The following is a 19,637-nucleotide window of genomic DNA, read 5'->3' as shown; positions in this document are numbered from 1 at the left end:
CAAGAACCACTCATCATATAACGCCGCAAGGCAATACAATGACCTGTGTCCGGCATTTACAAAAATCCGATCCAAAGATAAACACTCAACACCCTTCACTCACTGCAAAGGGCATCGAACTGCAAAATAGTGACAAGACAGTGGCCGTCGTCACTGGCCCGCTGTTGTTGAAGCAGTCGTGTCGTCAAACATTGCTGCAAAGCGGGGTTTGTTGGCTGAGTAGTATTCTGCAACTACCTTATCTGCCGAGCTATCACGCGCAGTAGCCATCATTTTCTCAAGGTCAGCTTTAGGGATTTTGAAGTTGGCGAAGAATCGAGCAACATCGGGGTGTTCTGCGCTAAAACCTTTGCGTGCGACCGCGTGGATTTGCTCAGAGCCTCCGAAAATCTGCTTCGGATCATCCAAATATCGCAGTGACCACTTGGAGAACATCCAGTGCGGGCTCCATGCGTTAATCAAAGACCACTTGTCACGTTTCAGATTACGGTCCAACTCGCTCAACATTCCAGACTCTGAAGAAGCGACCATCTTATAACCATCAAGACGATATTCTTTAATGGCCTTTTCCGTAAGTTTGTACTGACCATTACCCACTTCGGAAGTCAAAATCTTGCCGCCGAGTTTTTCCCTTACCTCTGGCTTGTTAAGGTCTTCGACACTGGCGATTTCACTGACAGGAATAGAAGTGGGTACCGCCATGCCAATCCGCCCCTCATAAAGCACCCCTAAGTCTTCGAGCTTGTCGCGGTATTTGTCATAAAAGGACTTGTGAGTGCTTGGCAGCCAAACCATAGGAATCAGGTCGATATTACCGTTAGCCAGCGCCTGGAACTGAATACCAATATCGGCCAGAACCAATTTAACCGGTTGCTTCAGGTGATCTCGCAACGCTGTATCTGCCAGCTTTACAGCGATCTCCGTATCCGACCAATTCACCCAACCAATACGGATAGGCGCGGGCTCCTCGGCTTGAGCTATCAGGCTGCTGGAGATCATAACCAAACCTGCAAGCCAGCCGGTACAAGTTTTACTGGATAACGTAATCATGTGCATCTCCGCGTGCTGTATTAATAGTTATTGACAGGACAGCAGAAGCATCAACTTCCCTCATAAAAATGCGAAGCTAATATTAAACTTTCAAATATAAAATTTCGCACATTGTTCTGCCATGGAATCATTATCAACTCACTCACAATGCCTTTTCGAGCGCCGGTAATGCCTCAAACAAATCCGCAACCAACATGTAATCTGCAACTTGGGCGATCGGCGCCTCAGCGTCCTGGTTGATCGCGACGATTACCTTTGATCCACTCATACCCGCCAGGTGTTGAATGGCGCCACTGATACCTGCGGCGATGTAGAGATCCGGTGCCACTATTTTCCCCGTCTGCCCGACTTGCAAGTCGTTGGGGGCAAAACCCGCGTCCACTGCAGCGCGTGATGCGCCTACGGCGCCACCGAGCTTGTCTGCAACACGTTCGATCAATTCAAAATTCGCTTTGCTCTGCATCCCGCGACCACCGGAAACGACGACACGAGCGCTCGACAGATCAGGCCTTTCGCTCACCGTCAGCTGTTCGCTTACAAAGCTGACAGTGCTTGCAATGCGTCCCCCATTAACGGCCATGACTTCGCAGCGATCCTGATGGGACGAGGCTTGGGCAAAAGCCGAGGCACGGAGGGTCAACAACTTGACTGAATCGATGGACTGAACGGTGGCGATCGCATTACCCGCATAAATGGGTCGCTCGAAAGTGTCTACCGACACAATTTTGATGACGTCCGAAAGCATTCCGACATCCAGGCTGGCCGCTACCCGTGGCAACACATTGCGACCCATGCTGCTCGCATCCGCCATTACATGGGTATAAGTGTCGCCCACTAGCGAAGTGATCAGTGGCTGGACATTTTCGGCCAGCGTCTTCTCGAACATCTCATCCTGCGCGAGCAGCACTCGATGCAGGCCCTTGGTAAGCGCGGCCTGTTCCGCAACGTCTGATGCCTGCGCCCCCCCCATCACAAGCAAATCCGTTTCGAAGCCCAGATCGATAGCAGCAGTAATTGCACTCAACGTGCCTGCCGTGAGTTGACTACCTGTGTGCTCGGCTATAACCAATGTGCGCATCAAACTAACCCCACCACATTTCTCAGTTTTTCCACCAGTTCAGATACCGAACTGACGTTGATACCTGCTTTTCGCACTGGAGGTGGCGTCACCTTGAGCAGCCGGGTGTGCTCCCTCACGCTCGCGCCCAAGCCATCAGCGGCAATCACCTCGAGCGGTTTTTTCTTGGCCTTCATGATGTTAGGTAACGAGGCGTAGCGCGGTTCATTAAGGCGCAGATCACAGGTAACAACTGCGGGTGCCGTAAGGGCCACAACCTGGCTGCCACCATCGATTTCACGCTCAACAACCCATCGGCCATCGGCATAGCTGACGGCTGAGGCAAAGGTGGCCTGACCACTACCTATTAATTGCGCAACCATCTGCCCGGTCTGGTTGTTCTCCTGGTCGATAGCCTGTTTACCAAAAAGGATCAATTGCGGCTTTTCGTTATCGATCACTTTGCTTAGGTATTTGGCCACGTTGAGCGGCTCGAGCATCGCGTTCGTTTCAACCAGGAGTGCTCGATCTGCGCCAAGCGCTAATGCCGTACGTAATTGTTCTTGCGCAGCAGAAGTGCCAACTGAAACGACCACCACCTCGCAAACCACGCCTTTTTCCTTAAGGCGAATAGCTTCTTCCACTGCGTTTTCGCAGAAAGGGTTCAAGGCCATCTTTACGCCATTCAGGTCGACGCCTGAACCATCACCTTTAACACGAGCCTTCACGTTCGGGTCAATGGCGCGTTTTACCGCTACGAGCACTTTCATAATTCCCTCGGGCACTCATCAATCGATGCAATGGATGACAGGCGTGGTTAAGCCAGTTCAGTCCTTGTTTTGACGGATGTTAATCCTGGATTTTTTGTTGCGCAAGCAAAATGTACACCTGTGTCACAAAGCATTGACACATGTGTACATTTATCCTAATTTCTAGTCACCAAGCCTGATGAAGCCCACTTTGGAGCGCACCACGATGTCCAGCGATCCCTTGCTGCAACCCTATAAAATCAAGAATCTGACCCTCAGAAACCGGATCATGACCACCTCCCATGAACCGGCCTACCCTGTGGATGGCATGCCCAAGGATCTCTATCGCGCCTACCACGTGGAGCGCGCAAAGGCCGGTGTCGCCCTGACCATGACTGCCGGTTCCGCAGCCGTCTCCCGAGACAGCCCGCCGGTATTCAACAATGTGCTCGCCTACAAGGATGAAGTGGTCGGATGGTTGAAGGATCTGACCGATGAATGCCACGAACATGGCGCGGCAGTGATGATCCAGTTGACTCACCTGGGCCGCCGCACCCGCTGGGACAAGGCCGACTGGTTGCCGGTGGTGTCGCCGTCACACCGTCGCGAGGCTTCACACCGCTCCTTCCCGAAGAAAATGGAAGAATGGGACATTGAGAGGATCATCAAGGACTATGTAGACGCGGCGGAGCGCATGAAGGCGGCAGGTCTCGATGGTCTGGAGCTTCAGGCTTACGGGCATTTGATGGACCAGTTCTGGTCGCCGTTGACCAATGACCTCGACGGCCCTTATGGCGGCTCGCTGGAAAACCGCATGCGCTTTACCTTCGACATCCTGCGTGGCATCCGCCATCGGGTCGGCGAAGACTTTCTGCTCGGGGTTCGCTACACCGGAGATGAAGAACTGCCCGGTGGCTTCAATGCCAGCGAGGGCATGCAGATATCCCACATGCTCAAGGACAGCGGACTGGTCGACTTCCTGAACGTGGTACGCGGCCACATCGATACGGACGCTGGCTTGACCGATGTCATCCCGATTCAGGGTATGCGCAACTCACCCCACCTCGACTTCGCTGGAGAGATCCGTTCGGCAACAGGCTTCCCGACCTTCCACGCAGCGAAGATTCCCGATGTTGCCACGGCGCGCTACGCGATCGCCTCGGGCAAAGTGGACATGGTGGGCATGACCCGCGCGCACATGACCGATCCGCACATCGTGCGCAAAATCATCGAGAAGCGCGAAGAAGATATTCGCCCGTGCGTCGGCGCCAACTATTGTCTGGATCGCATCTATCAGGGTGGCGCGGCCTACTGCATCCACAACGCAGCGACGGGGCGGGAAACCACCATGCCTCATGACATTCCCAAAGCCGCGGTCAAGCGCAAGGTGCTGGTGGTCGGTACGGGCCCTGCCGGGCTGGAAGCGGCGCGGGTCGCCGGTGAGCGCGGCCATGATGTAACGGTACTTGAGGCGGCTGACCAACCTGGCGGGCAGATTCGTCTGACGGCATTGAACGAGCGTCGTCGCGAAATGATCAGCATCATTGATTGGCGCATGGCGCAATGCGAACGACTGGGGGTGAAGTTTCATTTCAACACCTGGGCCGAAGCCGACACCGTGCAAGCCTTCGAGCCTGACGTGGTCATCGTTGCGACCGGCGGTCTACCGGATACCGAGGTGCTCCGCAAAGGCAACGAACTCGTGGTTTCAACCTGGGACATCATTTCCGGTGACATCAAGCCCGGTCGCAACGTACTGATCTTCGACGATGCCGGGGATCATGCTGCTCTACAGGCAGCCGAAGTCATCGCCAATAGCGGCGCGAAAGTAGAAATCGTCACCCCTGACCGCTCGTTTGCACCTGAAGTCATGGCCATGAACCTGGTGCCCTACATGCGCAGCCTGCAGGACCTGGACGTCACCTTCACCGTCACCTATCGGGTCGACACAGTGGAAAAACGTGATGACGGGCTCGTTGCAACCTTTGGCAGCGATTACGGGCAGGTCCACAAGCAGCGCGTGGTCGATCAGGTGGTCGTCAACCACGGCACTCTTCCTCTGGACGACTTGTACTTCGACCTGCGTCCTCTCTCCACCAATGGCGGCGCGGTAGAGCAGCATGACCTGATAGCCGGCACGGCACAGAACATCGTCACCAATCCCGAAGGACGTTTCCAGCTGTTCCGGATCGGCGACGCCGTGTCTGCTCGCAACACCCACGCGGCCATCTACGACGCTTTGCGCCTGGTGAAAGAAATCTGAGTTCGAGCCTCCATTCTTGTTGGAACGGAGGCTCGCCAAAAACAAGAGGGGGAACCATGTCAGCAGTGACCATTAAATCGAAGGCGGCAGTCGCTTTTGGCCCAGGACAGCCGTTGCAGCTGGTGGACATTGATGTCGCACCGCCCAAGGCTGGCGAAGTACGGGTACGAATCGTGGCAACCGGTGTCTGCCACACGGATGCTTTTACTCTGTCGGGCGACGATCCCGAGGGGATCTTTCCTGCCGTGTTGGGTCATGAGGGTGGCGGGATTGTCGAGTCGATCGGCGAAGGCGTGACGTCATTGTCGGTCGGCGACCATGTGATTCCGCTGTACACGGCCGAGTGCCGGCAATGCAAATTCTGTCTGTCGGGCAAGACCAACCTGTGCCAGGCAGTCAGAGCGACACAGGGCAAGGGCTTGATGCCTGACGGAACATCGCGCTTCTCCTTTGAGGGCCAGCCGGTGTTCCATTACATGGGCTGCTCGACCTTCTCCGAGTACACGGTATTGCCGGAGATCTCCCTGGCCAAAATCCCCAAGGATGCGCCTCTAGAGCAGGTGTGCCTGCTGGGCTGTGGCGTGACCACAGGCATAGGTGCCGTACTCAACACTGCCAAGGTCGAGGCCGGGGCAAGCGTTGCGATATTCGGGCTCGGCGGGATCGGGCTGGCGGCCATCATCGGCGCGAAAATGGCCAACGCCGGGCGAGTCATCGCCATTGATATCAACCCGGCCAAACGGGACGTCGCCCTATCGCTCGGCGCCACCGATTTCATAAACCCCATGGACTATGACAAGCCCATCCAGGACGTGATTGTCGAGCTCACCGACGGTGGCGTGGACTATTCGTTTGAATGTGTCGGCAACGTCAAATTGATGCGAGCTGCTCTGGAGTGCTGCCACAAGGGCTGGGGTGAATCGATCATTATCGGTGTTGCCGGTGCGGGCCAGGAAATCAGTACCCGCCCTTTCCAACTGGTAACCGGGCGCGTCTGGCGTGGCAGCGCGTTTGGTGGAGTCAAGGGCCGCACGGAGCTTCCCAGCTACGTCGAGAAAGCGAGCACCGGCGAAATTCCGCTGGAAACCTTCATCACTCACAACCTTGGCCTTTCAGACATCAACAAGGCTTTCGAATTGATGCATGCAGGGCAAAGCATCCGCACCGTCATTCATTTTTGACCAAGGCACTGCCGTGATACCGGCCAGCGCTCACACCCGCATCACAACCCAAAGGAAATCAAAATGTCTGTTTTTACCCATGTCACTGTCGGTACCAATGACCTTGCCGAAGCACGGACCTTCTATGATCGTGTTCTCAAAGAAATTGGTCTTAACCGTGTTGCCGACCTTGATGAATCCGGCTCCATTTGGGGCGTGGATAAACCGTCGTTCTTCGTGCTAAAACCCGCCAATGGCAATCCTGCCAACGTTGGCAATGGCGTGACCGTGAGTTTCGAAGCGCCAAGTCGCGCTGCAGTACATGCATTCCACGAAACCGCACTCGCGGCGGGTGGCACCTGTGAAGGCCAACCGGGTTCGCGTAGCTGGGCTGAAAATGCCTATGCCGCTTACGCTCGGGACCTTGATGGCAACAAACTGGCTGTCTACTGCTTCAAGGCCGAATAATCGCAATCGGTTGATGCTTTCTACAGTGAAGGCCCTTCAGCGGGCCTTCACTGTCTATCCCCTGCCCTGGCTACATTCCCCGACGCGCAACTTCAGCGCCGGCCTTTACCGCCGTCCCCACAATGGACTCGATGTTCTGATCGGCCATCGACTGCAGCGCTGCCGCCGTCACGCCACGATAAGCCATCAACGACTCAATCATTTGTCGCGGATCGCGGCTGGCAAGCATCTGGCCTCCCCCCACCACCACGCTTTGTGCAGCGTGTTGCGCGATGGCAAGTGGAATTCCTGCAGCCACCGCCTGATTAGTCAGCGCCATTTGCAGCATCGCTGGGAAGGCCGGCCCAGTCCCGGACAATGCACTGAGATAATCAATACAGTCTTCATCAGGCACTTCGTCCGCCGAACCTACGCACTCGAACAGTCGCTGCACCCACTGGCGGTCGCGCTCAACAAGGTTTCCGGCACAGTACCAGGGCGTGAACGACTGCCTGATTTCCACGGCCGCATTCGGCATGGCCCGCACGATTACATCCGCACCGGTTGCCGCGCTGATGGCTGCCGCCGGAACTCCGGCCATCAGAGAAATCACTAACTTGCCGCGGGCGTTGATCAGCAGTTCACGAAACTGCTCCGGCCGGATGGACAGCACGACAATATGGCTGAGGTCCACCAACTGCTGGTTGTCGGCCAGCAGCCTCACGCCTGGCTCGAAAGTACTGACGCCGGAGCGGTTCGAGATCAACAAATGGTCAGGCTTGATGAAGCCGCTTTCAAGGAGCGCCTGCGCGATTGCGCGCCCGAGCCAGCCGGTGCCCCCAATGATGCCCAGGGTTCTATTCTCCATCGGCAGGAGACTCCTCGAATGTATCGACCAAGGGAACGAAAACACCGGGCTCTTTTTCTGCGTAGCCGAACTTTCCATAAAAGCGGTCCAGCTCGCGACGCTTCGGTACCTTGCCGGTAAACACGCTCACGTACTGAGGAATCCGTCGAAATCGCACGACAATATCTTCATTGGTTTTCATCGAGATGTAGCCGATCTGTGTGAGATAGATCGTCCTGGCCCGAACGTCAGCCCCCTCGACGTCGTAACCAAACCGTCGGAACATCGCGGCCAAGGCATTCATCCGCGCTTCATCGGCTAAAGCGATTTCAGCTTTGACCTCGTCCGATTGCAGCGCCCAACTGCGCACGGCAAATTCAAACTGCGAGTCGAACAGCTCAGGGTTCAGCCAGCACTCGAAGACGTTGAGAATCGCTTCGGAAATACTTTCCGCATAACTCTCACATTGGCTGACCATACCGCCGGTGTTCTTGTCCCGCCAACGAGCCAGGAGTGCCGCTAGCAGCTGTTCCCGATCTTCATAGAACCAGTAGAAGCTGGTACGAGACAAATTCAAACGCTTGGCCAGCGGCATCACCCGCACAGCATCCACACCCGACTCTTTGAGAGCATCGTAAGCGGCATCCAGCCAACCATCGACGGAACCTCGCCAGCCTGCGTCCTGCGCTTTGGTTTTCGCCCTTCCTGTCTGTGACATTCGGGTTGCACCTTTCTTTGAAAATTCTTCGTCACTGTACACCTCGGAATCTGTGGCGTACACGGCATGTACATCGGCGTACATTTTTTAGACATATGTTCGCCATGCCAAGAGGATGTTGCGCGCGCGATTTTTTGGATAACGCCACGTCATCCTTTGGCCCAGTAAAAAAGTTGTTGGACGCTGCGATCCATTGAAACCAAATAATGGCTGCGCCAAAAACTTCAGGCAGGTTGCCCTATGAAATTCAATAATAAAGTGGTGGTCATTACCGGCGCTGCCGGCGGTGTCGGACAGGCGCTAGCACTATTGTTCGCCCGAGAAGGCGCCAAGCTTGTCTTGTCTGATCTTGATGAAGCCGGTTGCAAATCAATCTCCGCCAAAGTCCATGACCTGGGCGCAGAAGTCCACTACGTGGCAGGCGATTTACGCCGAAAAGAATATTGCGAAGCGATTGTCCAAACCGCCGTCGATGTTTTTTCGGGGATCGACATCGTATTGAACAATGCGGGCATCATTCCCCGCGGCACGATTGAGGAAACCACCGACGACATGTGGTTCGACGCCATGAGCGTAAACCTGAATGCGGTGTTCTTCATTTGCCGTGCCGCGATACCGCACATGAAAAATCGCCCGGGCGCCGCAATCGTCAACACATCATCTGTCTGGGGCATTTATCCCGGCCCCGCTCATGTGGCGTATTGCACAAGCAAAGGGGCTGTTGCGGCGTTAACCAAAAATCTGGGCCGCGATTGCGCCCCTTTGGGCATCCGTGTCAACGCCGTATGCCCGCACGAAATCAACACCCCGATGATACGCAGCGGCTTTGAGCGTCGCGGCCTGGATCCGGACAAAGCCGTGCAAGAACTGAACAAGAGCGTGCCATTAGGCCGCATCGCCGAACCTGAAGACATTGCGGATGTCATCGCATTTCTGGCGTCCGACGAGGCCAGGTACATCGCCGGTGAAACGGTAGAAGTCACAGGCGCCAAGCCGGTATCCGGCTAAGGAGAGGTAGCGATGCTCAACGGTAAAAATGTAGTGGTGACCGGGGGCGGCAGAGGGATTGGCCGAGGCATCACCGAACAATTGCTTGAGGCGGGAGCTTCTGTGTTGATCGCTCAGCGTCAGGCACTGGACGCCGACTTGCAAAATCACCCTCAAGTCTATTTCGTCGAGGCTGATCTCGCCTCGATGGAGTCACCCAATTTGATTGCCCAGTTCGCCCAGGAGCAGCTTGGCGGAATCGATGTCCTGGTTAACAACGCCGGGTTCATGTTCGAGAAATCCATTGATGATATGACCGAGCAGGACTGGGATCGCATGATGGCAGTCAATCTGCGGGCGCCAGCATTCTTGTGTAAGGCGTTGGTGCCTCAGATGCGTCAGCGAGGCCGTGGCAGCATTATCAACATCGGTTCGATCGAAGGCATAGGCGCCAACCCTGAACATGCCGCGTACTGTGCCTCCAAGGCCGGCATCCATGGGCTGACCCGAGCCTTGGCAATCGATCTGGGCCGGGACGGGATCCGCTGCAATGCCATTGCTCCAGGGTGGATCAATTCCGAGTTGAGTGATGCGTACCTCGCCGCTCAAGCTGATCCGCGTGCGGCGCGCCTGGCACTCCTGCGCCTTCACCCGGTCGGGCGTACCGGATTGCCGGCGGATGTTGGCGGGACAGTCGTATTCCTGGCCTCGGAGTCATCGGCCTTTATCACCGGGCAGGTGCTGGTGGTGGATGGCGGACGCACGGCGAAACTACCACTGCCGTTTTGACTAAATGCTCTCGCCGGGTACTGATACCAGGCGTAGGATCGATACGATGACTGCTAATCATGCGTCGTTGGAAGGTGACTTCCAACCAATCTGCATTCACGCGCAAACGCAAGACATATACCGCCGCACTGTAAGGCCATGCGACCCTTCGCAGTACAAGGGCCGTGTTCTCACAACAACAAAAGCGAGGTGAAATCATGTCTGGTAATCGTGGTGTCGTGTATCTCGGCGCAGGCAAGGTCGAGGTGCAGGCCATCCCCTATCCGAAAATGCAAGACCCGCGCGGCAAGCGCATTGACCATGGCGTGATCCTGCGCGTGGTCTCGACCAATATCTGCGGCTCCGACCAGCATATGGTGCGTGGTCGGACCACGGCTCAGGTCGGGCTGGTGCTTGGCCATGAGATCACCGGCGAGGTAATCGAGAAGGGTCGCGACGTGGAGAACGTGCAGATCGGTGACCTGGTCTCGGTGCCGTTCAATGTCGCCTGCGGCCGTTGTCGCAGTTGCAAGGAACAGCACACAGGCGTCTGCCTGACGGTCAACCCGGCGCGCCCCGGCGGTGCCTATGGCTATGTGGACATGGGCGACTGGGTTGGCGGCCAGGCCGAATACGTGCTGGTGCCGTATGCCGACTTCAACCTGCTGAAGCTGCCTGATCGCGACAAGGCGATGGAGAAAATCCGCGACCTGACCTGCCTCTCCGATATCCTGCCGACCGGCTACCACGGCGCGGTGACCGCCGGTGTCGGCCCTGGCAGCACGGTGTATATCGCCGGTGCCGGTCCGGTCGGACTGGCTGCTGCCGCCTCCGCCCGTCTGCTGGGTGCGGCGGTGGTGATCGTCGGCGACGTCAATCCGCTACGTCTGGCCCATGCCAAGGCTCAGGGCTTCGAGATCGCCGACCTGACCAAGGACACTCCACTGCACGAGCAAATCGCCGACCTGCTCGGTGAGCCGGAAGTCGATTGTGCGGTCGATGCGGTGGGCTTCGAAGCCCGTGGCCACGGCCATGACGGCGCACAGCACGAGGCCCCGGCCGAAGTGCTCAACGCCCTGATGGGCGTGGTGCGGGTCGCCGGCAATATCGGTATCCCCGGTCTGTATGTCACCGAAGACCCGGGCGCGGTCAACAAAGCCGCCAAGCATGGCAGCCTGAACATCCGTTTCGGCCTCGGCTGGGCCAAGTCCCACAGCTTCCACACCGGCCAGACCCCGACGATGAAGTACAACCGCCAGCTGATGCAGGCGATCATGTGGGACCGGATCAAGATTGCCGAGGTCGTCGGCGTGCAAGTGATCAGCCTGGACGACGCGCCGCGCGGTTACCACGAGTTCGACGCCGGGGTGCCGAAGAAATTTGTCATGGACCCGCACAAGCTGTTTAGCGCGGCCTAAGGGGTAGGTTGGGAAAAGGGCAGCGTTGAGCTGCCCTTTTTTATCGCAGCCTCGCCCTGAAAACCAAACACGCATTGATTACTTCATACACTCAGGTACGTTCACGCCTTTGCCTTAATCGCATACAGCCCCCCAATAATCACCAACGCTGCACCGACAATCACCCAGGTGTCCGGGCGCTCGGCAAACACGATCACACCAATCAACGTGGCGAACACCAGCAGCGCATAGTTGAACGGCTGCAGGGAAGAAGCGGTCGCGTATTTCAGTGCTTGAATGAAGAGAACCTGTGCGACTACTCCGGTCAATGCCAGGATCCCCATCAAGAGGCCCTGGACTGGAGTCGGAGTCACCCATGCAGGCAGCCCCGCAAATGTGACCGTCAGGGCACCCACACTTGCCATGTAGAGCATGTTCGTTGCGAAGGAGTCGTGCTGGCTAATCCGGCGCGTCAGTACGTTGAACACCGCGAACGCCAAAGCAGCCAGCAGGGGGATCAGCGCCGCGAGTTCAAAGACGCCCGCGCCTGGTCGGAGAATGGTCAGTGTGCCGGTGAACCCTATCGCCGCAGCAACCCAGCGCCGCAGCCCTATGAACTCCCCAAGCACCGCCCCCGCCAATGCCAGTGTCATCAGCGGAAATGCGGCATAGAGCGCATGCATTTCGGCCAGGCCCAAATATCGTAGCCCCACTGCAAACAGTACGGTTTCACCCACAGCCAGCAACGCTCGAATGATTTGCAGCCAGGGGTGCTTACTGCGAAACGACACTTTTGCCCTACCGTGGCAGGCGGCATATCCGAGTGCAAAAACGACAAACACCCAATAGCGCATCATGACCAGTTGGGCGACCGGGAAGTCTTTGACAAGCACCTTGGTTATTCCGTCCTGGCTCGCAAAGATAAGCATTGAAAGCAGGCATAGAAAGATCCCGAGTTGTGGCCTCGCGACCCCAGGATTAGCGGCGACAGTGGGCGCAGTATTTTTTGTTCGGTCGCTCTTCAATCGCAACTCGGCCATGCCCTCCTCCTTAAAATTTCAGCAACGGCCTGTTTTTTACTTCGCCATTCGCATTTCTCTCGAAGGCCGGTAACCAAAACTCATCACGCCCACAAGCGCGAGCGCGCAGAATGCCTTCCAGATATTTCTCTTGGATTTCCGTTCTTATTAGTGACTTGTTAAACGGCCTTTATTGGAAAGTCCGACAACTTAAATTTGTTAACCTTCTCGCCCGGCCCAAAACTCATGCCAGCGAATAACCGAACTGACGCCCAGTTTCGTTATTATTTTAGGTGGTAGCTTGCTGGGACCTGGTGCGTGACAGAAGCTATCGAGAAACGCCGAACGCGTGCCCGATGCCAACTCCGCAGCCATCACACCTGCCAAGGTGCTTTTCACAGTACCCAGTCCATTTTCGCAACATGCCGAATACAGATTTTCTTCAATCTCGCCAAATGCCGCAGCACTGTTACGACTTAAGCACAGGCGGCCGGCCCAACTGAATTCCAACGCCGTGGATTTCAGCTCGGGAAAGCGCGCATCCAGGGAGTGACGCTGCTCCTTAGCCACCGCAGCTACCTGCTCTGGAGTGACTTGGATACTCGGTTCATAGGTGAACTTTGTCCGAATGACAATTCGCGAGAGACCGTCTGAAGAGATCTTGCGAACGGTCGCTCCCATTGGATCAGCCGGCAGCAACGCCCACTTGGCTTTGCCCGGCACCTCTTTCCTGAATTCATCATCACTGTACGCCGCCGTCATGGACGCGTAAGTGAAGACGTGCAGCAGGCGTCCTTGATAATGGCCGAAGTTTTCAATGTGCCCGTTAACCCCCAGGATGACCTTGGGTGCGTGCACCGTACCGTTATGAGATCGAGCGCTCCAACCGTTTCCCTGCTTGGTCAACTCAATAATCGGAGAGCGCTCGAACAGCGTGATTTTCCCGTCGAGCCCTGCTGCCAGGTCTCTAATGTATTGCGCGGGTTGAATCATCACCGCGCCGGGAGTGTAGATCCCACCGTGGTAATAGGTGGACCCGGTGATTTCACGCATTTGCGCGGCATCGAACATCTCGAACTTCTCACCAATGCGCTCAAGGGATTGAGCGTAATTGACGTTCAGCTTCAATCCCCGCTCAGTGGCGGCTGCGTTGATTTTCCCGGAAGGATCGAACGTGTCGGCAGACATGCCGTACTCCCGTGCAGCTTCAGCGGCAAAAGCAATCGCAAAACGATTTTGCGTGATTTCCAGGGCCGTTGCAGACTCACTCGCCACGGAGTATTCCCCGGACGACAGACTGTGCGGCACATCGATCATGAAACCAGAGTTTCTGCCCGCCGGCCCCTTGGCGACTTCATGAGCATCGACCACAACTATGCTGTCCCCCGGGTGCAGTTGTGAAAGTCTGCGAGCGGCGGACAGGCCGGCAAAACCGGCCCCGATAATCAGCCAATCCGCCGTCACGTTTCCATCAAGCATGCGCACAGGCGCAGTGCGTGCGGAAATCGCCTCCCAACCTGAAACTCCGGTGTCTACCGGCAGGCGCTTGATGGTATGGGTGCTCATTTTTCGGTCTCTTCATCCGACCGATCAGACACATCGATCCAGATGGTTTTGATTTCGGTGTACTGATCATGAGCAAAAATCGATTTGTCCCGGCCGCCAAATCCCGACTCCTTGTAGCCACCGAATGGTGTCGATGCGTCGCCCTCACCAAAGCAGTTCACGGTGACGATGCCCGCGCGAATTTCCCGCGACAACTTGATTGCCCGGCGCAGGCTGCCGGTATAGACCGAGGCGGCCAGGCCGTACACCGTGTCATTGGCCAGCGCAATGGCTTCGCTGATCGTGTTGAACGTGGTGACCGAAAGGATCGGGCCGAAGATCTCTTCCTGGAACAGCCGGTCGTCTCGACCAACCCCGTCAATCACCGTTGGCTCTACAAAGGCACCGTCTTTGGTCGCACCACCGTAAACAACTTGAAGCTTTCCGGCGGTGGCGTGCTCAAGGTACGACTTCACTTTTGCGAAATGCTCTGGGCTGACCAGCGACCCTACGCGATTCTGCGGATCGAGTGGGTCACCCATTTTCCATTCGCGGATGTAGGCACCCATGCGCTCCAGCAGTTCGTCTTTAACAGACGCATGGACGATCAGACGTGAAGTCGCGGAGCAGTTTTCGCCCATGTTCCAGAATGCGCCGTTGACGACATGCTGAGCAACGAGATCCAGGTCTTGGGTATCGTCCATCACCACGGCCGGATTTTTTCCGCCGCACTCAAGGACGATGCGTTTCAGGTTCGAATCGGCGGCGTAATGCAGGAAACGGCGGCCGGTCGCGGTGGAGCCGGTGAAGCTGACCATGTCGACATCGTTATGCAAACCGATGGGCTCACCAACGTCTTTACCCGTGCCGGTGACAATGTTGAGTACACCAGCGGGTATACCGGCTTCAAACGCCAGATGAGCGACACGCAGCGTAGTCAGCGAGGTTTGTTCAGCAGGTTTGACGATGACCGAACAGCCCGCAGCAAGCGCCGGACCGATTTTCCAGGCAAGCATCAGCAGCGGGAAGTTCCAGGGCAATACACAGCCCACCACGCCGATCGGCTCCCGGACCACCATGGTCAGCGCGTCGCTGCCAACCGGTGCTGTGTTGTCATAAATCTTGTCAATCAGTTCTGCGTGCCAGCGGATCGTGTGGATGGTGTCCGGGATGTCGACCAACTGACATTCACTGACCGGTTTGCCGCTATCGAGACTTTCGAGGACGGCCAGTTCGTGTTGATGGCTTTCAAGCAGGTTTGCAAACTTCAACAGAACCGCTTTGCGCTCCCGAGGAGAAATAGATCTCCAGCGTCCATCCTCAAATGCCTCCTTGGCATTGCTCACCGCGAAGTCGACATCATCGGACGAACAAGCTGCAACGTCGGTCAAAAAGTCACCGGTCGCCGGATTGTTCGTGGCGAAGGTTCTGCCAGAGATCGCGGGTTTAAATGCGCCATTGATGAACGCCTTGGATGGCAACGAAATGTCTTTGGCCAGAGCGGCATATTCGGCCTTGCTCAGAAGATCACCCATGGCTGGCTCCCGAAGAAATGTTGGCTACGTTACGTTTGAGTTCTGTAATGACCGACGCGAAACTCTGTTTTTCGTCCGCTTCAAGTGGCTGCAATGGCAGGCGCACGTTACCGACTTTCAATCCCGCAACTTCGCAGCCGTACTTGATCGACTGCACGAACTTGCCACCGTCCAACGCATTCATCAGCGGCATCATCGCCGACATGATTTGACGGCCTTTGTCGAAGTTCTTTTCGATCACGCAGGCTTCATAAAGCGCGACGTGTTCCTTGGGCAAAAAGTTGGAACCTGCGCACACCCAGCTGCGGGCGCCCCAGGCAAAAAACTCAAGGGCCTGGTCGTCCCATCCGCAGGACAAGGCGATGTTGGGGAACTGCCGGGCCAGCATATGCACCTGGCCCATGTCGCCAGAACTTTCCTTGATGGCGACAACGTTTTTCGATTGGCTGACACGCGTGAAATACTCTTCATCCATCGAAACGCACATGCGCCCCGGATAGTTGTAAAGCATGATTGGCAAATCCGCTGCGCGATCGATAGTGAGCGCGTGGATCGCGTTTTCCTGTGAGGTTGGCAGCGCGTAGGGCGGGGACGTGACGAGAATGGCGTCCGCTTTGATCGATTTGGCATCCTTGGCGTACTGAACTGCATCTTCGGTACGAATCGCCCCGGTACTGACGATTAGTTGCACCCGAGTGCCAATCACATCTTTGGCGTAGGCCGCCAACTCGGTGCGTTCTTCGGAGGTCTGCGCATAATACTCGCCGGTTGACCCGCCGATAATAATGCCGTGCACCTTCGCCTCAATCAGCGACTCCAAAACTTGCGAGTACACATTCCAGTCAATCTCCCCGTCCGAGTTATAAGGAGTTACTGCTGGCGTATAAATACCTTCAAATTTCAAGATAAATGCTCCGAATGCGAGTCAGGTGGAAGATAAACGAGCGCGTCAGCGTTGATGCCTTGAGGCGCAATAAAAAACTCCATGTTTCACGGGACACAGGCCCTGATGTTTAAAGTCTCTGTAAAGAGCAGTTTTCTGCTTTCACAAATGACCTGCAGAGGCTGTGTTACCAACTAGTGCGGTGGACTGCTGAATCCAGACTCGCATGCGCCAAGAAGGTGGTCAATAGAGTGTATTGCTGCCGCATACCTTTCTGAAAGGGTAAATCCTTCAGCCAATAAAATTAATTTTCCTGAATAATCAATAACATAAAAAATCATCACCGAAGCAGCGGCATCAATCGATAACATTTGTTTATGCATTGATAAGAGTAAATGTTTCTTGTTGACGCACGATTACCGTCGTAGCCTTACAACAGCGATATTCTACCGATACATTGGACAAAAGATTTTCTCGTACAGTCGTCTCATTAATTAAGATCTGGTTTCCCAAGCTCGAATTAAGGTGATGTAGAAATATAGCTATTGATGCAAACATTGGCATTCCAGAAATGTCTGCATGAATAAGGACTTTAACGAAATGAGTGCACGGATGGCACCATCATCCAAGAAGGCACACTTTTCGTAAGGCGCTTTCTGGACGTGGTAAACCGTTCCGGTTCGCGGATAGAAGCAGCACAGTTTGATGGGCTTGCATCCTCAGACGGTACTGCGAACTCAAGACCGTTTGGCCTCACCTCGCTGAGCAGGCTGAACGTTTCGCCCCCTTGGTATTTTGGAGTGTGTTGACCGTGAGCACTAAATCGGCAGTTTCAAATCTTATCGCGCAGCGCAAGCCTGACCACGCGCTGCCAGGTGCCCTTTATAGCGATCCAGACGTTTACAGGCAGGATCTGGAACAGATCTGGCACAAAAGCTGGATCTTCGCAGGGCACACATTTGAGCTGGAGAAGTCAGGTCAGTACCTGTCGCTGCAAATCGGCGACTACCCTGTCGCTATCGTGCGCGGCGCAGACAAGCAGATTCGTGCATTCCACAACGCCTGCCGCCATCGCGGTTCCAAGGTGTGCCCGGAAGCCAGTGGCAAAGTTGCCAAACTGGTGTGCCCTTACCACAAATGGACATTCGAGCTGGACGGCAAACTGCTTTTCGCCGGGAATATGGGGGACGATTTCGACAAGTCTCAGCATGGGTTGAAGTCGGTGCATTGTGAGGTCGTCGAAACGTACATCTATGTGTGCGTTGCAGAGGTCGCCCCAGACTTTTCGTCGTTCAGAAAATCCGTCACCCCTTTCGTTGCGCCTCATAACCTGGACGACTGCAAAGTCGCGTTTGAGTCGAACATCATTGAGAAAGGCAACTGGAAACTGGTTTTCGAGAACAACCGTGAGTGCTACCACTGCGATTGTACTCACCCGGAATTGATGCACTCATTCGTGGACAACCCATCGGTGGGTGGCGCCGGCGGCGATGAAGATCCCGAACTCAAAGAGCACTGGGATCGCTGCGAGGCGGCAGGTCTGCCTAGCCGATTGGTCATGGATGATAAAGGTCGTTTCCGAATAACGCGCATCCCCCTGTTTTCCGGGGCGGTCAGCTACACAATGGATGGCAAGCCTGCGGTCGCTGGCCGGTTGGACACCACCGGAGAAGCCAACATCGGTGCGCTGCTGTATTTCAACTACCCATCAACCTGGAACCACTTTCTGGGCGATCACGCGCTGAGCTTCCGCGTACTGCCCATTGGTCCGGGCGAGACGTTGGTCACCACAAAATGGATCGTCAAGAAGGACGCGCAAGAAGGTGTCGACTATGACATCGATCACCTGACCAAGGTTTGGCTTGCAACCAATGACCAGGATCGCACCTTGGTTGAAGGGGCACAGGTCGGCGTCAGTTCTCCTGCTTACGAGCCTGGCCCATTGTCGGTAGCCAGCGAAATTGGTGTGTGTCAATTTGATGATTGGTACTGCAAAACGATGCTTGATCAGCTCAATGACACCATCCCGTTAAGATCTGTCGGCTAAGTGCAACACTGCCGGTGGTGAGAATCATGAATGATCACCACCGGCATCCCCTTCAGTTCTGCCTTGAGCAATACCTGTTGGCGGTGGAGCTCCCCGCACCTCGAGTGATTGCTCAATCACGGCCGCCTTCCTTTCTTCTAAACGGCTCAGGAAAACTGGGCCAGAATCCAGTCGCGTAGCCGGCAACAGGCGTCGTCATTGATCCGGTCTTCACGAAATGTCAGATAGTGCTGGCTTTCATGGAGAACCACTTCCTCGTCGATCGGCCGAATCAGCGTGCCGTTTTCGATCAGGTTTTCGACCAGGTGATTCCAGCCCAGCGCTACACCTTGGTGTGTCAACACCATGCTAATCACCAGGTTGTAGTCATTCGCGTTGAAAACGTGAGGACTGTCGTGGGGGCGCTTCTCGATATCAACATCGTGATAAGCCAGCCAAACACCCCAGTCGACGTGCTCCGCTACCTGGGATCTGCCATAGGGGCTGAGGTTTAGCAAAACCCCGTCGCGTAATCCTTCCAGGCTGGATAGCTCAGGGTGCTCCGCTTTGTAACGAGGCGTGCACACCGGGTAGATGACGTCATGGAACAACGGATAGCTACGATACCCATCCTGAATCCTGGCCATCTTGGTGATGAAGATGTCCGGAGTTACACCCGGCTCCATCGACAAAAAGTTTTGAGTGGTTACCAGGTTGAGGTCGATGTCTGCGTTCTTGGTAAAAAACCCCGGCAGCTTCGCTGCGAGCCAGAGGGCTGAAAACGCGGGAGAACAGCAAAGCGTCAGCGTGCGTTTGCCTGCATTTTTGGTGCGAATGCGCTCCGCCGCTTGGGAAATATTGACGAAAGATAGCTGTGCCGCATCAAAAAAGATGGACCCGGCTTCCGTCAACTCGACCGCTCGACCCACCCTCTTGAAAAGATCCACCCCAAGGTACGCCTCAAGCTCCCGAATCTGACGGCTGATTGCCGCTTGGGTAACGCACAGCGCTTCAGCCGCACGCGTAAAGCTCTGATATTTGGCGGCGGCTACGAATGACTTCACTGCTTTCAGAGACGGCATTTTCAGCAGCGTCATGTCTGGATCGATGTGCTTAACCATAACCTAGAGTATTGAATATCCGATTTGGGGCCTTTCGGAGGGCCGTTAGGGATGAGATCGGCCGA

At 55.6% G+C, this 19,637-nt stretch carries 17 protein-coding genes; 7 read left to right on the top strand and 10 right to left on the bottom strand.

Translation table 11 applies throughout. The features are described 5' to 3' along the window. Positions 1–150 precede the first annotated feature (150 nt). The 3 genes from FHW68_RS07330 to FHW68_RS07320 all read right to left on the bottom strand — a co-directional run bounded on the left by FHW68_RS07330 (position 151) and on the right by FHW68_RS07320 (position 2,877). Positions 151–1,050, bottom strand: coding sequence for a glycine betaine ABC transporter substrate-binding protein (locus tag FHW68_RS07330; protein ID WP_183679616.1), 900 nt, complete (start codon positions 1,048–1,050; stop codon positions 151–153). Between the two features lie 142 nt (positions 1,051–1,192). Then, positions 1,193–2,128, bottom strand: coding sequence for an electron transfer flavoprotein subunit alpha/FixB family protein (locus tag FHW68_RS07325; protein ID WP_095631898.1), 936 nt, complete (start codon positions 2,126–2,128; stop codon positions 1,193–1,195). Next, positions 2,128–2,877 (bottom strand): electron transfer flavoprotein subunit beta/FixA family protein, encoded by a 750-nt coding sequence (locus FHW68_RS07320; RefSeq protein WP_183679613.1) that lies wholly within the window; start codon positions 2,875–2,877, stop codon positions 2,128–2,130. Before FHW68_RS07320 ends, FHW68_RS07325 begins: the two co-directional genes overlap by 1 nt. Positions 2,878–3,082: 205 nt before the next feature. Between FHW68_RS07320 and FHW68_RS07315 the strand changes: the two genes are divergently transcribed. The 3 genes from FHW68_RS07315 to FHW68_RS07305 all read left to right on the top strand — a co-directional run bounded on the left by FHW68_RS07315 (position 3,083) and on the right by FHW68_RS07305 (position 6,747). Continuing rightward, on the top strand, positions 3,083–5,119 hold the full coding sequence (locus FHW68_RS07315) for an NADH:flavin oxidoreductase (RefSeq protein ID WP_095631896.1): 2,037 nt from the start codon (positions 3,083–3,085) through the stop codon (positions 5,117–5,119). Positions 5,120–5,175: 56 nt separating this feature from the next. Continuing rightward, positions 5,176–6,300: an S-(hydroxymethyl)glutathione dehydrogenase/class III alcohol dehydrogenase gene (locus FHW68_RS07310; RefSeq protein ID WP_183679611.1), complete on the top strand. Its 1,125-nt coding sequence runs from the start codon at positions 5,176–5,178 to the stop codon at positions 6,298–6,300. Between the two features lie 63 nt (positions 6,301–6,363). Continuing rightward, complete coding sequence (locus FHW68_RS07305) at positions 6,364–6,747, top strand: VOC family protein (RefSeq protein ID WP_095631894.1); 384 nt, start codon at positions 6,364–6,366, stop codon at positions 6,745–6,747. A 70-nt stretch (positions 6,748–6,817) separates the two neighbouring features. Here the strand turns inward: FHW68_RS07305 and FHW68_RS07300 are convergent, their stop codons facing one another. Both FHW68_RS07300 and FHW68_RS07295 read right to left on the bottom strand, forming a co-directional pair. Next, entirely contained in the window at positions 6,818–7,594 is a 777-nt protein-coding gene (locus tag FHW68_RS07300) for a pyrroline-5-carboxylate reductase (RefSeq protein WP_095631893.1), read from the bottom strand. Beyond that, the gene (locus FHW68_RS07295; protein ID WP_095632016.1) at positions 7,584–8,291 is read right to left on the bottom strand and encodes a TetR/AcrR family transcriptional regulator; all 708 of its coding nucleotides are present in this window, start codon (positions 8,289–8,291) and stop codon (positions 7,584–7,586) included. Before FHW68_RS07295 ends, FHW68_RS07300 begins: the two co-directional genes overlap by 11 nt. A gap of 240 nt (positions 8,292–8,531) precedes the next feature. Here FHW68_RS07295 and FHW68_RS07290 point away from each other — a divergent pair, with 240 nt between their 5' ends. From FHW68_RS07290 to fdhA, 3 genes are all read left to right on the top strand, one after another. Then, positions 8,532–9,299: an SDR family NAD(P)-dependent oxidoreductase gene (locus tag FHW68_RS07290; protein WP_095631892.1), complete on the top strand. Its 768-nt coding sequence runs from the start codon at positions 8,532–8,534 to the stop codon at positions 9,297–9,299. Between the two features lie 12 nt (positions 9,300–9,311). Beyond that, entirely contained in the window at positions 9,312–10,067 is a 756-nt protein-coding gene (locus FHW68_RS07285) for an SDR family NAD(P)-dependent oxidoreductase (RefSeq protein ID WP_095631891.1), read from the top strand. Positions 10,068–10,264: 197 nt separating this feature from the next. Then, positions 10,265–11,464 carry a formaldehyde dehydrogenase, glutathione-independent gene (gene fdhA / locus FHW68_RS07280; RefSeq protein WP_095631890.1) on the top strand — a complete coding sequence of 400 codons (1,200 nt, stop codon included), beginning with the start codon at positions 10,265–10,267 and terminating at the stop codon, positions 11,462–11,464. A gap of 101 nt (positions 11,465–11,565) precedes the next feature. Here the strand turns inward: fdhA and FHW68_RS07275 are convergent, their stop codons facing one another. The 4 genes from FHW68_RS07275 to FHW68_RS07260 form a co-directional block, all read right to left on the bottom strand. Then, entirely contained in the window at positions 11,566–12,483 is a 918-nt protein-coding gene (locus FHW68_RS07275) for a DMT family transporter (RefSeq protein WP_183679609.1), read from the bottom strand. Between the two features lie 198 nt (positions 12,484–12,681). Further along, positions 12,682–14,028, bottom strand: coding sequence for an FAD-binding oxidoreductase (locus FHW68_RS07270; protein WP_095631888.1), 1,347 nt, complete (start codon positions 14,026–14,028; stop codon positions 12,682–12,684). Further along, positions 14,025–15,542 (bottom strand): aldehyde dehydrogenase, encoded by a 1,518-nt coding sequence (locus FHW68_RS07265; RefSeq protein ID WP_095631887.1) that lies wholly within the window; start codon positions 15,540–15,542, stop codon positions 14,025–14,027. Before FHW68_RS07265 ends, FHW68_RS07270 begins: the two co-directional genes overlap by 4 nt. Beyond that, positions 15,535–16,446, bottom strand: a complete 912-nt coding sequence (locus FHW68_RS07260) for a dihydrodipicolinate synthase family protein (protein WP_183679607.1) — start codon at positions 16,444–16,446, stop codon at positions 15,535–15,537. Before FHW68_RS07260 ends, FHW68_RS07265 begins: the two co-directional genes overlap by 8 nt. 790 nt (positions 16,447–17,236) lie before the next feature. On the opposite strand from FHW68_RS07260, the gene FHW68_RS07255 reads away from it, so the two are divergent. Next, positions 17,237–18,472 carry an aromatic ring-hydroxylating dioxygenase subunit alpha gene (locus tag FHW68_RS07255; protein WP_095631885.1) on the top strand — a complete coding sequence of 412 codons (1,236 nt, stop codon included), beginning with the start codon at positions 17,237–17,239 and terminating at the stop codon, positions 18,470–18,472. A 146-nt stretch (positions 18,473–18,618) separates the two neighbouring features. Here FHW68_RS07255 and FHW68_RS07250 read toward each other — a convergent pair whose 3' ends face one another. Then, complete coding sequence (locus tag FHW68_RS07250; RefSeq protein WP_168185072.1) at positions 18,619–19,572, bottom strand: LysR family transcriptional regulator; 954 nt, start codon at positions 19,570–19,572, stop codon at positions 18,619–18,621. Positions 19,573–19,637: the final 65 nt, after the last annotated feature.

This window comes from Pseudomonas sp. Tn43, assembly GCF_014192635.1.
Taxonomy (GTDB): domain Bacteria; phylum Pseudomonadota; class Gammaproteobacteria; order Pseudomonadales; family Pseudomonadaceae; genus Aquipseudomonas.
The sequence above is the reverse complement of the archived record's forward strand: the minus strand, read 5'-3'. Positions and strand labels throughout refer to the sequence as shown.

What these genes read in the sequence shown, in the direction of transcription:
- FHW68_RS07320 (WP_183679613.1), bottom strand. Translation starts at nt 2,877, where the DNA reads ATGAAAGTGCTCGTAGCGGTAAAACGCGCCATTGACCCGAACGTGAAG.
- FHW68_RS07270 (WP_095631888.1), bottom strand. Translation starts at nt 14,028, where the DNA reads ATGAGCACCCATACCATCAAGCGCCTGCCGGTAGACACCGGAGTTTCA.
- fdhA (WP_095631890.1), top strand. Translation starts at nt 10,265, where the DNA reads ATGTCTGGTAATCGTGGTGTCGTGTATCTCGGCGCAGGCAAGGTCGAG.
- FHW68_RS07275 (WP_183679609.1), bottom strand. Translation starts at nt 12,483, where the DNA reads ATGGCCGAGTTGCGATTGAAGAGCGACCGAACAAAAAATACTGCGCCC.
- FHW68_RS07265 (WP_095631887.1), bottom strand. Translation starts at nt 15,542, where the DNA reads ATGGGTGATCTTCTGAGCAAGGCCGAATATGCCGCTCTGGCCAAAGAC.
- FHW68_RS07250 (WP_168185072.1), bottom strand. Translation starts at nt 19,572, where the DNA reads ATGGTTAAGCACATCGATCCAGACATGACGCTGCTGAAAATGCCGTCT.
- FHW68_RS07325 (WP_095631898.1), bottom strand. Translation starts at nt 2,128, where the DNA reads ATGCGCACATTGGTTATAGCCGAGCACACAGGTAGTCAACTCACGGCA.
- FHW68_RS07305 (WP_095631894.1), top strand. Translation starts at nt 6,364, where the DNA reads ATGTCTGTTTTTACCCATGTCACTGTCGGTACCAATGACCTTGCCGAA.
- FHW68_RS07295 (WP_095632016.1), bottom strand. Translation starts at nt 8,291, where the DNA reads ATGTCACAGACAGGAAGGGCGAAAACCAAAGCGCAGGACGCAGGCTGG.
- FHW68_RS07290 (WP_095631892.1), top strand. Translation starts at nt 8,532, where the DNA reads ATGAAATTCAATAATAAAGTGGTGGTCATTACCGGCGCTGCCGGCGGT.
- FHW68_RS07310 (WP_183679611.1), top strand. Translation starts at nt 5,176, where the DNA reads ATGTCAGCAGTGACCATTAAATCGAAGGCGGCAGTCGCTTTTGGCCCA.
- FHW68_RS07315 (WP_095631896.1), top strand. Translation starts at nt 3,083, where the DNA reads ATGTCCAGCGATCCCTTGCTGCAACCCTATAAAATCAAGAATCTGACC.
- FHW68_RS07300 (WP_095631893.1), bottom strand. Translation starts at nt 7,594, where the DNA reads ATGGAGAATAGAACCCTGGGCATCATTGGGGGCACCGGCTGGCTCGGG.
- FHW68_RS07330 (WP_183679616.1), bottom strand. Translation starts at nt 1,050, where the DNA reads ATGATTACGTTATCCAGTAAAACTTGTACCGGCTGGCTTGCAGGTTTG.
- FHW68_RS07285 (WP_095631891.1), top strand. Translation starts at nt 9,312, where the DNA reads ATGCTCAACGGTAAAAATGTAGTGGTGACCGGGGGCGGCAGAGGGATT.